Origin of the sequence: Cryobacterium melibiosiphilum (genome assembly GCF_003602235.1) — a bacterium.
Taxonomy (GTDB): Bacteria; Actinomycetota; Actinomycetes; order Actinomycetales; family Microbacteriaceae; genus Cryobacterium; species Cryobacterium melibiosiphilum.
Genome location: NZ_QZVS01000081.1, coordinates 1 through 12926 on the forward strand (window position 1 = coordinate 1; position 12926 = coordinate 12926).

Consider the following 12926-nt stretch of genomic DNA (forward strand, 5'->3'; position numbering starts at 1 on the left):
GGCCGGGCCCGCACGAGCCGGTGCCCGGTGCCAGCCCAGAGCGCCATGCCGTGCGGGTCCCCGGCGGCCGCGGCCGCGGCGCGCAGCGGGCCGGTCAACCGGTTGACCTCCGGGTAACCAAGCGGCGCGGTGGCGTGCGCCTGCAGAAAACGGTTGACCAGTCCGCGGGCGGCGCGGCCCGAGAATGCCCGGGTCACGGCCGTGTCGACGAACTCCGCCGAGCCGAGCGCGGCCCGGTGGGCCGGTTTGGTGCCGGCCTCGGGTGCCTGCAGAAACGCGGTTCCGGCCTGCGCGGCGACGGCGCCGTGGCTGAGCACGCGGTGCACGTCGGCGCTGCTGGCGATTCCGCCGGCAGCGATGATCGGCAGTTCGGTCAGCGCGACCAGGCTGTCGAGCAGGCGTTCGAGCGGCTGGGTGGCCAGTGTTGCGGCCGGGTCGAACGTTCCCCGGTGCCCTCCGGCGCCCGGGCCCTGGGCGCAGAGCACGTCGACGCCCACGTTGACGGCCTGCACGGCCTCGGCAACCGAGGTCACCGTCGCGACGACCACGATTCCGGCGGTGTGCAGTCGTTCCACGACCGCGATCGGCGGCAGCCCGAAGGTGAACGAGGCCACGGCCGGGCCGCTCGCTTCGAGAACGCTGAGTTTGGCGTCCCAGTCGTCGTTGTCGACGCCATCCGCTTCGGACGCCTCGAGAACGAGCTCGGGAAGCTCGACCCCGTAGCGGGCGGCCTCCGGCAGCAGTTCGAGACGGTAAGCCTGCAACTCGGCGATCTTCGCGACGGAAGCTTGCGGCACGAACAGATTCACGCCGAAAGGCGCATCCGTCAGCGTTCGCGTGCGGGCGATATCGGCGGCCAGTTGCGTGGCGCTCAGGTACCCGGCGGCGAGAAAACCGAAGCCGCCCGCGGCACCGACCGCGGCAACGAGCTCGGGGGTGGAAGGGCCGCCGGCCATGGGAGCCTGCACGATGGGCAGGGGCAACTCGCGAAAAGTGAACACCCTCCAGTATGGAGGACGCGCGCCACGCCACGCGCGATCACGCACGCGATGGAGGGCGAGGGGTCTCTCCTGTCGTCGACCGCGCTGTCGGCGACAGGAGAAGTGCTCAGCTGGCCTGGCGGTGCTGGCCCTGCTGGCTCTCCTGCAGGGCCCGACTCGCCCGCAGGGCCTCATTTTTCTGGCGGCGCGGGCTCGCCGCGATGGCGGCAGCGCGGGCAGCCTCGCGCAGGGCGCGGCGCACGGCGGCCGGGGTCGGGGGTACCGGGATGATGGTGCGTGAGCCGGGGCAGTCCATCGGCGGGTTGCCCACCGAGTGATACGTCGCGAAGCGCGTGTCGGACGTAATCCACACGGTCTGCTGGCACTTGGGGCATTCAGCTTCGAGCATTTTCACGATAGTCCGTCCTATCGCCGACACGGTTGGTGCGGAACGATGGCTTCAGGTTAGTGGGGATAGACAGGCTGATGTCCTCCCCATTCCGTGGGGTAGCCAACCGCGGGCGAAGTGTGGTAGGTGAGGGATTCTCTGCTCTTGCCCCGCCGTCAGGGCAGATGGCCCCCGGTCGGGAGGGCCGGATTTACACGCTTGTAACACGCGAGGGTGGCCGTCGACCCGACCGTGTGGTTACTCTGAAGCAACACCATTCACTGACAGTCAATTCCAACATCCAGGAGAGACCCACGAATGACAATCCTCGCCGCAGTTCACGACCTATCGCCTGCCCCGGTCGCCGCGCCGGCCGTGCTCTCCCTGCGTGAGCGCGCCGAGGCCGACGGCGTGCGTTTCATCCTCGCCGTCTTCGTCGACATGAACGGCAAGCCGTGCGCCAAGCTCGTGCCGACCGCCGCCGCCGACGAACTGCAGGAGGGCGCCCTCGGTTTCGCCGGTTTCGCGGCCGGCCTGATCGGCCAGCGCCCGCAGGATTCGGACCTGATCGCGATCCCCGACCTCGACTCCTATATCCCCATCCCGTTCGTGCGCGAGGGCCTGGCCATCGTGCACTGCGACCCGCACGTGAACGGCGAACCCTGGCCCTACGCCCCGCGCGTTATTTTGAAGCGGGCGCTCGCCGCGCTCGCCGAGAAGGGCTTCGAGGCGAAGGTCGGCGCCGAGGTGGAGTATTTCCTCGTCACCAAGGACGACAATGGCGATATCGTCACCGCCGACACCCGTGACGACGGTGCCCGCACCTGCTACGACGCCCGCGGCGTGACACGCATGTTCGACCACCTCGCCGCCGTCAGTGACGCCATGAACACGCTCGGCTGGGGCAACTATGCCAACGACCACGAGGACGCCGCCGGCCAGTTCGAACAGAACTTCACCTACGACAACGCCCTGATCACCGCCGACCGCGTCGTCACGCTGCGCTACCTGATCAGCGTGCTGGCCGAACAGCGCGGCATGACGGCGACGTTCATGCCCAAGCCCTTTGCCGACCGGGCCGGCAGCGGCCTGCACTTCCACTTCTCGCTTTGGGCCGACGGTGACCCGGTCTTTCCCGATGAGACGGATGCCCGCGGCCTCGGCCTCTCCGACACCGCGTACAACTTCATCGGCGGCATCCTCAACCACGCCTCGGGCCTGCAGGCGTTCCTCGCCCCCTCGGTCAACTCCTATAAGCGCCGCGGCGCCTCGACGAGCGCCTCCGGGGCGACCTGGTCGCCGAAAAAGGCCACTTTCGGCGGCAACGACCGCACCCACTTCATCCGGGTGCCCGACAACAAGCGCCTCGAGCTGCGCGCCGGCGACGGCTCGGCCAATCCCTACCTCGCCATCGCGGCGACGGTGTCGGCCGGAATCGACGGGCTCGACTCCCACACCGACCCGGGGGACCCGTGCGGCCCCGGGGAGTCGCGTGCGACCTCCGCCATGCTGCCGCAGACCCTGTTGCACGCCGTCGAGGCCCTGCGCCGCGACCGGATGCTGCTCGACAGCTTCGGCACCGACCACCCGGTCGGCGAGTACTTCGCCAACGCGAAGGAAGAGGAGTTCCTCAGCTGGCACAACACGGTCACGGACTGGGAAATCCAGACCTACCTGACCGCGTACTGACCCCCCCCGCTTCACACCAGACACAAGACAGGACACCGAATGTGCGGAATCGCTTCTCTTCAACTGCGTGACCCGGCGCTGCGCGGCAGCCTCGGCGAGCTGATGCACGGCATGCTCTGCGGCATCGTCGACCGCGGCCTCGACTCGGCCGGCATGGCCCTCTACGGCGACCCGGGACTCACCCCCACGGGCACGAGCACCGTGACGCTGCTCGACGTCACGCTCGAGCCCGAGGAGCTTGCCGCCGCCCTGCGCGGCGCGCTGCCCGCCGGCACCGAGGTCGCCGTGCGGATGTTCGGCGAGACGACCCTCGTCAACGCGAGCGTCGCATCCGCTGCCCTCGAAGCGTGTGTGGCCGAGTTGCTGCCGACCGCCCACGTCGCCGGTCGCGGCGAACACGTCGCCGTGCTCAAGGGCACCGGACACCCGCTCGACCTCGCCGCGCAGTACGGCCTCGAGGGCATTTCGGGCAGCCAAGGCCTCTCGCACACCCGGATGGCGACCGAATCGGCCGTGACCGCCTCGGGCGCGCACCCCTTCACCGTCGCGGACGACCTGTGCCTCGTGCACAACGGATCCTTCAGCAACCACGCCACCATCCGCCGCCAGCTGCGCGCCGAGGGTGTCACCTTCGACAGTGAGAACGACTCCGAGGTCGCCGCCCGCTACATCGCCTGGCGCATGGCTGACGGCGACTCGCTCACGACCGCGCTTGAGAAGCTCGGCACGGTCTTCGACGGCTTCTACACCCTGGTCGTCACGACCCCGACGAGCATGGCCGTCGTGCGCGACCCCATCGCGTGCAAGCCCGCGATCATCGCCGAAACGGATGCCTGGGTCGCCATGGCCAGCGAATACCGCGCCCTGGCGCACCTCCCGGGCATCGAGAACGCCCGCATCTTCGAGCCCGCCCCGGGCATCGTCTACACCTGGACCCTCGACTCGACCAAAGAACTGGTGACCCTGTGACAATTTTGAGCGCGACCCTCGCCCCGACCCAGACCGTCGACCTCGCCGCCAGCACCGTGCGCGAGCTGAACGCGGCCCTGCACCAGGCCGCTGATGCCACCAGCTGGGTCGTCGACAACCCTGCCGGTGCTCACAACATCGCCGTCGGCATCGACCGTGAACTCGAGGTGACCGTCAACGGGCACGTCGGCTACTACTTCGCCGGCATGCACCAGCGCGGAAAGGTCACCGTGCACGGCAGCGCCGGCGTGGGACTGGCCGAGAACATCATGTCGGGCACGGTGCACGTCACCGGGGATGCCTCCCAGGCGACCGGCGCCACCGGACACGGCGGCCTCGTGATCGTCGACGGCAACACCGGCGCCCGCTGCGGCATCTCGATGAAGGGCGTCGACATCGTGGTGGGCGGCGACATCGGCCACGCCTCCGCGTTCATGGCGCAGGCCGGCCGGCTCGTCGTCTGCGGAGACGCCGGCGAAGGCCTCGGCGACTCCATCTACGAGGCCCGCATCTACGTGCAGGGCGCGGTCGGCTCCCTCGGTGCCGACTGCATCGAAAAGCCGCTGCGCGCCGAGCACCTCGCCGAACTGGCCGAGCTACTGCTCGCCGCCGGCCGCGACGACGACCCGGCGCTGTTCAAGCGCTACGGCTCGGCCCGCACGCTGTACCACTTCGCCGCCGCCAACTCCCACTCCTACTAACCGCACTCGCACCCAGAGGACACACCATGACTTCCAGCTACGCCAGCCAGGGCCTCCGCGAGTCGGCCACCTTCGACCGCGCGGTCATCAACGACATCCAGCGCGCCGCCGAAACCGGCATCTACGACATTCGCGGCTGGGGCGCCAAGCGCGCGCTGCCGCACTTCGATGACCTGCTCTTTCTCGGCGCGAGCATGTCCCGCTACCCGCTCGAGGGCTACCGCGAAAAGTGCGGCACCGACGTCACGCTCGGCGGGCTGAACGCCCTCGAGCCGATCAAGCTCGCCATCCCGATCACGATCGCCGGCATGAGCTTCGGCGCTCTCTCCGCCAACGCCAAGGAGGCCCTCGGCCGCGGCGCGACCGAGGCCGGCACCTCGACCACCACCGGCGACGGCGGCATGACCCCCGAAGAGCGCGGGCAGTCCAAGAACCTCGTCTACCAGTACCTGCCCAGCCGCTACGGCATGAACCCCGACGACCTGCGCAAGGCCGACGCGATCGAAATCGTGCTCGGCCAGGGCGCCAAGCCGGGCGGCGGCGGCATGCTGCTCGGCCAGAAGATCACCGAACGCGTCGCCGGCATGCGCACCCTCCCGGTCGGCATCGACCAGCGCTCGGCCAGCCGCCACCCCGACTGGACCGGGCCCGACGACCTCGCCATCAAGATCGCCGAACTGCGGGAGATCACCGATTGGCGCAAGCCCATCTACGTGAAGATCGGCGCGAGCCGCCCCTACTACGACACCGCGCTCGCGGTGAAGAGCGGCGCCGACGTCGTCGTGCTCGACGGCATGCAGGGCGGAACCGCCGCCACCCAGCAGGTCTTCATCGAGAACGTCGGCATCCCGATCCTCGCCGCGATCGGCCCGGCCGTGCAGGCCCTGCAAGAGCTGGGCATGCACCGCAAGGTGCAGTTGATCGTGAGTGGCGGCATCCGCTCGGGCGCCGATGTGGCCAAGGCCATTGCGCTCGGCGCCGATGCCGTCGCGATCGGCACCGCCGCGCTCATCGCCCTCGGTGACAACAGCCCGCGCTACCAGGCCGAGTACGAGAAGCTCGGCTCCGCGGCCGGCTTCTACGACGACTTCCAGGATGGCAAGGACCCGGCCGGGATCACCACGCAGGATCCTGAGCTGGCCAGCCGCCTCGACCCGATCGAGGGCGGCCGTCGCCTCGCCAACTACCTGCGGGTGCTCACCCTGGAAGCGCAGACCATCGCGCGGGCCTGCGGCAAGGCGCACCTGCATCACCTCGAGCCCGAAGACCTCGTCGCGCTCACGGTGGAGGCCGCCGCCATGGCCCGGGTGCCGCTCGCCGGCACCTCGTGGATCCCCGGCAGCACCGGCTACTAGGTCTTCGGGGTCCCGCCGTCATGCATCCGAGCAGTGTGCACCGCCTCGCCTTCGCGAGCGTTCCGGTGACGGCGTGGCAGAACGGCGGCGGCTACACCCGCGAGTTGGCGACCGGGCCGGGCTCTGCGCCCCGGCCCGGTGTCGGCCCGGTCCCGTCAAACCCGTCGGGCCAGGCAGCGGATGCCTTCGGCTGGCGCCTCAGCATCGCCGACCTCACCCAGACCGCGCTGTTCTCCCTGTTTCCCGGGGTCGACCGGCACTTTCTCCTCACCTCGGCTGCCGCGCTGCAGCTCGACGTCGACGGCACCGCGCACCAGTTGCAAAGCGCCGTGGTGCTGTCCTTTCCCGGTGAAGCCCGCGTGGTGTCGACTCCGGCGGTCGGCGGCGGCCGGGCGTTGAACCTGATGACTCGGCGCGGCCAGTGGCAGGGCGAGCTCACGGTCGTCGAACTGGACGGCCCCGTTGCCTGGGATGATCCCGAGCTGGTCGCCGTCGTTGTGCTCGGCGGTACCATCACTCCGCGCTCCGGCCGCACGCTCGGCCGCTACGACTCCCTGCACTGGAACGCGCCGACCCGCGGCATCCGCTGCACCGCGCACTGCTCCGCCGCCACCGTGGCGGAAGTCCGAATTCGTCCGACCCGCTAGCTAGAGTGAAACCAACGTCAAGGAGCATGCCCGCATGAGTGCCACAACGAACGCATCGAAATACGTCGTCATCGGGGCCGGCCTCGCCGGTGCGGCCACCGCCTGGCAGCTGGCCAGCCGCGGTCACGAGGTGACGATCGTCGAACGGTCGCACCCCGCCAACGATGCGGGCAGCTCGCACGGGTCCGCCCGTATTTTTCGCTATGCCTACCCCGACGAGTTCTACACCGGCCTCGTACAGCAGTCGAAGATCGGCTGGGACGAACTCGCCCGCCTCGGCGGCACCCCGCTGATCACCCCGACCGGGTCGGTCGACTACGGCGCCGACCGCAACCCGGCGCAGCTCGCGACCATCCTCGAAGCCCGCGGCATCGAACACGAACTGCTGAGCGCGGCCGAGGCACGCTCGCGGTGGCCGCAGATCGCCTTCGACACCCCGGTGCTGTGGCACCCGGGGGCCGGCGTCATCGACGCCGAGACCGCCGTGACGACCATGGTGCGGCTCGCCGTGGAGCACGGGGCTCGGTTGCTGAACGACTGGCCCGTGGCCGCCGTGCAGAGCACGACCGGCGGGTACCGGGTCGTCTCGACGACCGGGGCGACCCTCGACGCCGAGAACGTCATCGTCAGTGCCGGCGGCTGGCTGCCCCAGCTTCTCGAAAACCTGGCCCTCCCGGCCGGCTTCCTCGCCCAGATCCCGGCCTTCGAGGTGCGGCAGGAACAGGCCTACCACTTTCCCTACCGCGACCAGCCGGCGGCTCCCGGATCGACGCCGGCCTGGCCGACCTTCATCCACAAGATGCCCGGCATGCAGGTCTACGGGCTGCCGGGCGGCCGCGACGCCGGCTTCCACGGCCAGAAGGTCGCCGAATACAACGGCGGCAAACGCCTATCGTCGGCCGCCGACCAGGACGGCCTGATGGATCCGAGCAACCGCGCCCGGGTCGTCGACTACGTCAGCCGGTACCTGCCCGGGGTCGTGCCGGAGCCCTACGCCGAAACAACCTGCCTGTTCACGAACACCCCCACCGAGGACTTCATCCTCGACCGCGTCGACGGCATCACCGTGCTGTCGCCGTGCTCGGGCCACGGCGCCAAGTTCGCCCCCGAGATCGGCCGCCTCGCTGCCGACCTCGCGACCGGAATCGGCGAGGTTCCGGCGCAGTTCCGCGTCGCCGGGCTCGCCGCCGCCGGCCGGGCCGAATAATGACCGAAACCCGCGAAGCGGATGCCGCTGCTGCCCCCGCCCTGCCAGTAGCCGGTGGGGACACCGTCACCGGCCTGCTCGCCGAAATCGCCGCAATCGGCGTCGACCGGGTGCGCGGCGGTTACTCCCGACCGGTGTTCTCGTCCGCCGAGCACGACCTGCGAGCCTGGTACCTGGCCCAGGCGAGCAAGCGCGGCCTGCAGGTCGACACCGACCGCAACGGGGTGATCTGGGCCTGGTGGCCCGGCGAGCCCCCGGTTGACACGTCGGCGCCGGCGGTCGTCACGGGCAGCCACCTCGACTCGGTGCCCGGGGGCGGCGCCTTCGACGGCCCGCTCGGGGTTGCCTCGGCGCTCGTCGCCGTCGACCTGCTGCGGGCCCGCGGCGTACGCCCGGTGCGCCCGTTCGCCCTCACCGTGTTCCCCGAAGAAGAGGGCTCGCGCTTCGGGGTCGCCTGCCTCGGCTCCCGACTCCTGGCCGGCACGATCGACCCCGACCGTGCCCGGTCGCTCACCGACCTGAACGGTGACAGCTTCGCCGAGGTCGCCGCCCGCAACGGCCTCGACCCGCGTTTCGTCGGCGCCGACCCCGAGGCGCTGGCCCGCATCGGTACCTTCGTCGAACTGCACGTCGAGCAGGGCCGCGGCCTCATCGACGCGCACCAGCCGGTCGGCATCGGCAGCGCCGTGCTCGGCCACGGCCGCTGGAAGCTGAGCATCTCGGGGGAGGGCAACCACGCCGGAACCACGCTGATGGCCGACCGCAAAGACCCGATGGTGGCCGCGGCCCGTCTGGTCGTACTCGTGCGCGATACCGCCCGCGCGCACCCGCGGGCCCGCGCCACGGTCGGTCGGCTGCAGCCCGTTCCCGGCGGCACCAACGTCATCGCGAGCAGGGTCGACCTGTGGCTCGACGCGCGGCACATGGACGACGCGGTCACGGCATCCGTTGTCGCCGAGATCCATGCCGGAGCAGAGCTGATCGCTGCCGAGGAGGGCTGCACGGTCACCCTCACCGAAGAGTCCCTGAGCGCCACCGTGCACTTCGACCCGGCCCTGCGCGATCGGTTGGCCACCGTGCTGCCGGGGGCCCCGGTGCTCGACACCGGCGCCGGCCATGATGCGGCCATTCTCAGCGGCTTCGTGTCGACCGCGATGCTGTTCGTGCGCAACCCGTCGGGGATCTCGCACTCACCCGAGGAATACGTGGAAGACAGCGACGCCGAAGCCGGCGCCGCGGCCCTCGCCGACGCGCTCGAGGCCCTGCTTATATCGCCTGTCACCGACACTGCTCGGGAGACTGTCTAAGATCGGAGGGTGTCAGACATCGTCGATTCTCAGACTCTTCCCGGTGCCCTGGAGCGCGTCATCGCCACCCAGGTGCGTTACTACCGCAGTGAGGCCGGCCTGTCCTCGGCCGACCTGGCCGTGCGTACGGGCTTGTCGAAAGCGATGATCAGCAAGGTGGAGAGCGCGAGCACCTCGTGCTCGCTGACGACCCTGCAGCGCCTCGCCGAGGGACTGAACGTGCCGGTCACGGCCCTGTTCCGCGGCGCCGACACCGATCGCGACGCGACCTTCACCAAGGCCGGCGAGGGTAGCCTGAGCGTGCGCAGCGGCACCCAGCACGGCCATGAATACCGGGTGCTCGGCACGTTGAAGGGCCGGTCGGATGCGATCGAACCGACCCTGGTCACGCTCACGGACGCCTCAGACATCTTTCCGCTGTTCCAGCATCCGGGCACCGAATTCCTGTACATGATCAGCGGGATCATGGTCTACGGCCACGGCGCCTACGAGTACACGATGCACCCCGGCGACTCCCTGCTGCTCGACGGTGAGGGCCCCCACGGCCCCCTCAAGCTGATCTCGCTCCCCATCACCTTCCTCGCGATCACCGCCCCCTAAGCCCCCGCACACATTCTCGCGAGTGAGCAGTTTTTGCACTTCCCGAGCCCGGGAAGTGCACAAACTGCTCACTCGCGGAAGAAGTACGGCTCAGGGAGCGAGCAGCCAGGCGGCGGCCTGATGGCGAAACCGGGTGAGGCCCTTATAGTCGGCCATGTCCTCGGGCAATTCCTCGAGCACCCGGCCGACCCGTTCCCGCCAGGCCGGCACGGTGGCGATCTCGGCGAGCGAGATCAGGTAGGTGCGCACCAGAAAGAGAATGGCACCGGATGTCGGCAGCCGAATCAGGTGCTGCACCTCCACGCGCAGATGCATCCGCTCAGCGAAGTTCGGGTCGTCCTCGACCAGGCGACGGTCACGCCCCCACTCGGGATAGACATCGGTGCTCGTGTCGAGGCGACGGTCCACCGTCATGCTCCAGTTGGTGCGGCGATACTTCTCGCCCGGCTGCAGGTGCATCAAAAACTGTTCGGCCCGGCTCACGATTCGCTCCGCGCTCACCCGCGGCACCGGCCCGTGGATCTCGGCGAAGCGCATGCCCACGTCGAAGCCGAGGCACCAGTCGGCCGCGAAGGTGACCACGCCGGCGTCGAGCCAGAGCGCTCCCTCGCGTTCGTCGAGCAGGGCGATGTCGTCCTGGATCTGCCCGCTGATGAATTCGAGCGGGTCGACGCCGAGGGTGGAATCGTCGCCCACGGTGAATTCGAGCTGCAGGCCGAGTAGGTCGTTGCTCCAGGTGCAGTGGCTGCCCTCTCGCGTGTACGCCATCACGTCGGGATATTCCGCGGCGAGAATGGGCAGCAGCATCGTGATGGTGTCCCATACCGCGGGACGCATATGGGGGAGCGTCTGGCATCGACTCGGGTCGTGCTGCAGAATCCGGCCTCGCTCGGCGATTTCCTGCTGGTAGTCCCCGTCGATGTCGATGATTCGGGATCCCCAGCCACCGGCTTCGGTGGGCACGAATCGCGGCGCCGCCTCGACGTTGGTGCCGTACCGATACTGGTCGGCGGGAAACGGGAACGGCAGGGTCACGGCCCGCGCCGCGATCGGTCGGTCTGAGAAAGCGGATGCTGTGGTTCCGGCGGATGCTGCGGATGCTGCGGGCGCGGCGGGCGCATCCGTCGGCGCGGTCGTCGGCAGGGGCGGGGACAGGGTCACAGGTCGAGCTCCAGTTCGTTCGCGTGGCCGCGACTGACGCAGCACATGATGGTGTCGTTGGCGGCTTTGTCTTCGGGGCTCAGGTACAGGTCCCGGTGCAGCGGCTTTCCGGCCACCACGGGCAGGGCGCACTCCCCGCAAATTCCGCGGCGGCAGAGGTTCGGCACGGCGGTACCCGCCGCTTCGAGGGCTTCGAGCAGGGACTGCCCGGCGGCGACCGGCAGCGTGCGGCCGCTGCGCGCGAGCGTGACGGTGAACGGGTCGCCCGGGTCGAGGGCGGCGGCCCCGAAGAGTTCGAAGTGCACGCGTTTGTCGGGCCAGCCGGCCTCCGCGGCCGCGAGCAGCACGGCATCCGTGTAGCCCTGCGGACCGCAGATGTACAGGTGCGTGCCGACCGGCTGCGAGCGCAGGTGTTGCTCCAGGGTGCGGCGAAAGTCGTCCCTGGTGGTGCTCTCCACGAGGTGCGGGGCGCTGAGCGCGCGCACGGCGTCGAGGTGCGCGCCGGCGCTGGCACGGTAGGAGTAGAGCACCGAGACCGAACGGTTCCATTCCCGGGCCGCCGCGAGGTGCGACAACATCGGGGTGATTCCGATGCCGGCCGCGACCAAGAGGTGGTGCTTCGCGGTGGCGACCGGAGCGAAGGCACTGCGCGGCGGGGACACCTGCACGGTGTCGCCCGGCTTCAGCGCGTGCAGGGTGAGCGACCCGCCCGCCCCATCGGGCAGCCGCAACACCGAGATCGTGTATTCGAGCGGATGCACGCCGGTCCCGGTCAGGGAGTAGGCGTTGGTGAGTTCGCCGCAGCGAACCAGAATGTGGCTGCCGGGCACGAACTCGGGCAGCACCGCGCCGTGCGGCGAGCGAAAGGTGAATGCTCGAATCTGCGGGGTGAGATCGTCGATCCGGGACAGCGTGAGGCCGAGCGCGTTCGGAATGGGGGGAGCGAGCGGGTGCGTCGCGGGGGCCTCGCCGGCCAGGACCGCGCTCATGCGAGCTCCTCCGCGTTGACCATGAAACCGAGATATGACGCGGTGCGCCGGGAGTAGTGGTGGTAGATCAGCATCAGGGCGTCGCAGCCGGCACAGCGCACGGTGCCTCCGATCGGTTCGGTGGTCTCGGTCAGGGTTTTGCAGTGGGCACACAGCACCTGGCGCTCGTCACTCGAGGTGACCACCAGGGTGAGCTCCTCGTCGAGGGCGCCGCAGTCCAGGGCGGTCGCCCGGGCAAGGTAGACATCCGTTTCGGGGCCGGCCAGTAGCAGGCGAAAGCCCACCGTGGACGTGGCGAGCATGCTGCGCAGCCGGGTGAGGGCCGCGGTGTCCGCCCGGGCGGCCGCGAACTCGCACCAGCGCGCGGCGAGGTGCGAGCCGCGCGGCCAGGTGTCCATCGCGGCCGCACGGCCGTCGTCTCCGAACGACACCACGAGCAGTTCGCGGGCCGTGGCGAGCAGCGCGCCCGGAACGGGACGCGGAACGCTCGTGAAGGTGGAGGTCATGGGGGAATCGTTACGGGGCGAAGGTGCGGGCGCCGACGTAGAAGCCGAGGGCGTAGTCATCCGTCTCGAACTTGACGGTGGTGCCCTTCGGGAAGAAGAGCACGTCCTTGGCCTTGGCGCGGGTGGTCTCGCCGGTGGCCTGGTCGGTGAGGATGAACTCGCCCTCGACGACGACCTTCATCTCGTCGTAGGTGTAGGTATAGACGAGCGGGGCGGAGGCCTTGAGTTCAAAGAATCCCGAGCAGATGGTGGCGCCTTCGGGGTTCGCGAGGGCGTCGCCGATGAACGCTTCGGAGCCCGGCTCATTCATGCTCGGCAGTCCGATGAAAGCATTTTCGACCTTGTGGATGCCGCCGGCCCTGGTGAGGGTGCCGTTGAGTTCGGCGGTGGGGAGCGTGGTGTCGAGTGTCATGCGTGGTCTCCTTCA

Annotated in this window: 14 protein-coding genes; 8 read left to right on the forward strand and 6 right to left on the reverse strand. The window is 69.6% G+C overall.

The window, feature by feature from the left end; translation table 11 throughout:
* Positions 1 to 1001 (reverse strand): nitronate monooxygenase (locus D6T64_RS09570; RefSeq protein ID WP_233551007.1); only part of this gene is annotated, 1001 nt, incomplete at its 3' end.
* A gap of 106 nt (positions 1002 to 1107) precedes the next feature.
* Positions 1108 to 1395, reverse strand: a complete 288-nt coding sequence (locus tag D6T64_RS09575; protein WP_147364514.1) for a hypothetical protein — start codon at positions 1393 to 1395, stop codon at positions 1108 to 1110.
* Between the two features lie 291 nt (positions 1396 to 1686).
* On the opposite strand from D6T64_RS09575, the gene glnT reads away from it, so the two are divergent.
* The 8 genes from glnT to D6T64_RS09615 are packed head-to-tail and all read left to right on the forward strand — an operon-like array spanning position 1687 to position 9843.
* Positions 1687 to 3057: a type III glutamate--ammonia ligase gene (glnT, locus tag D6T64_RS09580; protein WP_119974505.1), complete on the forward strand. Its 1371-nt coding sequence runs from the start codon at positions 1687 to 1689 to the stop codon at positions 3055 to 3057.
* Positions 3058 to 3096: 39 nt separating this feature from the next.
* A complete protein-coding gene (locus tag D6T64_RS09585) occupies positions 3097 to 4026 on the forward strand; it encodes a class II glutamine amidotransferase domain-containing protein (RefSeq protein ID WP_119974506.1) in 930 nt (309 codons plus the stop codon).
* Positions 4023 to 4727: a GltB/FmdC/FwdC-like GXGXG domain-containing protein gene (locus D6T64_RS09590; RefSeq protein WP_119974507.1), complete on the forward strand. Its 705-nt coding sequence runs from the start codon at positions 4023 to 4025 to the stop codon at positions 4725 to 4727. Before D6T64_RS09585 ends, D6T64_RS09590 begins: the two co-directional genes overlap by 4 nt.
* A gap of 26 nt (positions 4728 to 4753) precedes the next feature.
* Positions 4754 to 6082, forward strand: a complete 1329-nt coding sequence (locus D6T64_RS09595) for an FMN-binding glutamate synthase family protein (protein WP_119974508.1) — start codon at positions 4754 to 4756, stop codon at positions 6080 to 6082.
* A 20-nt stretch (positions 6083 to 6102) separates the two neighbouring features.
* Entirely contained in the window at positions 6103 to 6729 is a 627-nt protein-coding gene (locus D6T64_RS09600) for a HutD/Ves family protein (RefSeq protein ID WP_119974509.1), read from the forward strand.
* Between the two features lie 34 nt (positions 6730 to 6763).
* The gene (locus D6T64_RS09605) at positions 6764 to 7936 is read left to right on the forward strand and encodes an FAD-dependent oxidoreductase (RefSeq protein WP_119974510.1); all 1173 of its coding nucleotides are present in this window, start codon (positions 6764 to 6766) and stop codon (positions 7934 to 7936) included.
* Positions 7936 to 9243 carry an allantoate amidohydrolase gene (locus tag D6T64_RS09610; protein WP_119974511.1) on the forward strand — a complete coding sequence of 436 codons (1308 nt, stop codon included), beginning with the start codon at positions 7936 to 7938 and terminating at the stop codon, positions 9241 to 9243. The genes D6T64_RS09605 and D6T64_RS09610 overlap by 1 nt, the downstream gene beginning before the upstream one ends.
* A gap of 9 nt (positions 9244 to 9252) precedes the next feature.
* Positions 9253 to 9843: a helix-turn-helix domain-containing protein gene (locus D6T64_RS09615; protein ID WP_119974512.1), complete on the forward strand. Its 591-nt coding sequence runs from the start codon at positions 9253 to 9255 to the stop codon at positions 9841 to 9843.
* A 90-nt stretch (positions 9844 to 9933) separates the two neighbouring features.
* Here D6T64_RS09615 and D6T64_RS09620 read toward each other — a convergent pair whose 3' ends face one another.
* From D6T64_RS09620 to D6T64_RS09635, 4 genes are read right to left on the reverse strand one after another with little or no spacing between them, the layout of a single operon-like run.
* On the reverse strand, positions 9934 to 11004 hold the full coding sequence (locus D6T64_RS09620) for a heme-dependent oxidative N-demethylase family protein (protein WP_233551008.1): 1071 nt from the start codon (positions 11002 to 11004) through the stop codon (positions 9934 to 9936).
* On the reverse strand, positions 11001 to 11993 hold the full coding sequence (locus tag D6T64_RS09625) for a PDR/VanB family oxidoreductase (protein WP_119974513.1): 993 nt from the start codon (positions 11991 to 11993) through the stop codon (positions 11001 to 11003). Before D6T64_RS09625 ends, D6T64_RS09620 begins: the two co-directional genes overlap by 4 nt.
* Entirely contained in the window at positions 11990 to 12499 is a 510-nt protein-coding gene (locus D6T64_RS09630) for a dimethylamine monooxygenase subunit DmmA family protein (RefSeq protein WP_119974514.1), read from the reverse strand. The genes D6T64_RS09625 and D6T64_RS09630 overlap by 4 nt, the downstream gene beginning before the upstream one ends.
* Before the next feature lie 10 nt (positions 12500 to 12509).
* Complete coding sequence (locus D6T64_RS09635) at positions 12510 to 12911, reverse strand: cupin domain-containing protein (protein WP_119974515.1); 402 nt, start codon at positions 12909 to 12911, stop codon at positions 12510 to 12512.
* Between the last annotated feature and the right edge of the window lie 15 nt (positions 12912 to 12926).

Coding starts and splice junctions, on each gene's coding strand:
- D6T64_RS09605 (WP_119974510.1), top strand. CDS start 6,764: ATGAGTGCCACAACGAACGCATCGAAATACGTCGTCATCGGGGCCGGC.
- D6T64_RS09630 (WP_119974514.1), bottom strand. CDS start 12,499: ATGACCTCCACCTTCACGAGCGTTCCGCGTCCCGTTCCGGGCGCGCTG.
- D6T64_RS09600 (WP_119974509.1), top strand. CDS start 6,103: ATGCATCCGAGCAGTGTGCACCGCCTCGCCTTCGCGAGCGTTCCGGTG.
- glnT (WP_119974505.1), top strand. CDS start 1,687: ATGACAATCCTCGCCGCAGTTCACGACCTATCGCCTGCCCCGGTCGCC.
- D6T64_RS09625 (WP_119974513.1), bottom strand. CDS start 11,993: ATGAGCGCGGTCCTGGCCGGCGAGGCCCCCGCGACGCACCCGCTCGCT.
- D6T64_RS09595 (WP_119974508.1), top strand. CDS start 4,754: ATGACTTCCAGCTACGCCAGCCAGGGCCTCCGCGAGTCGGCCACCTTC.
- D6T64_RS09585 (WP_119974506.1), top strand. CDS start 3,097: ATGTGCGGAATCGCTTCTCTTCAACTGCGTGACCCGGCGCTGCGCGGC.
- D6T64_RS09610 (WP_119974511.1), top strand. CDS start 7,936: ATGACCGAAACCCGCGAAGCGGATGCCGCTGCTGCCCCCGCCCTGCCA.
- D6T64_RS09635 (WP_119974515.1), bottom strand. CDS start 12,911: ATGACACTCGACACCACGCTCCCCACCGCCGAACTCAACGGCACCCTC.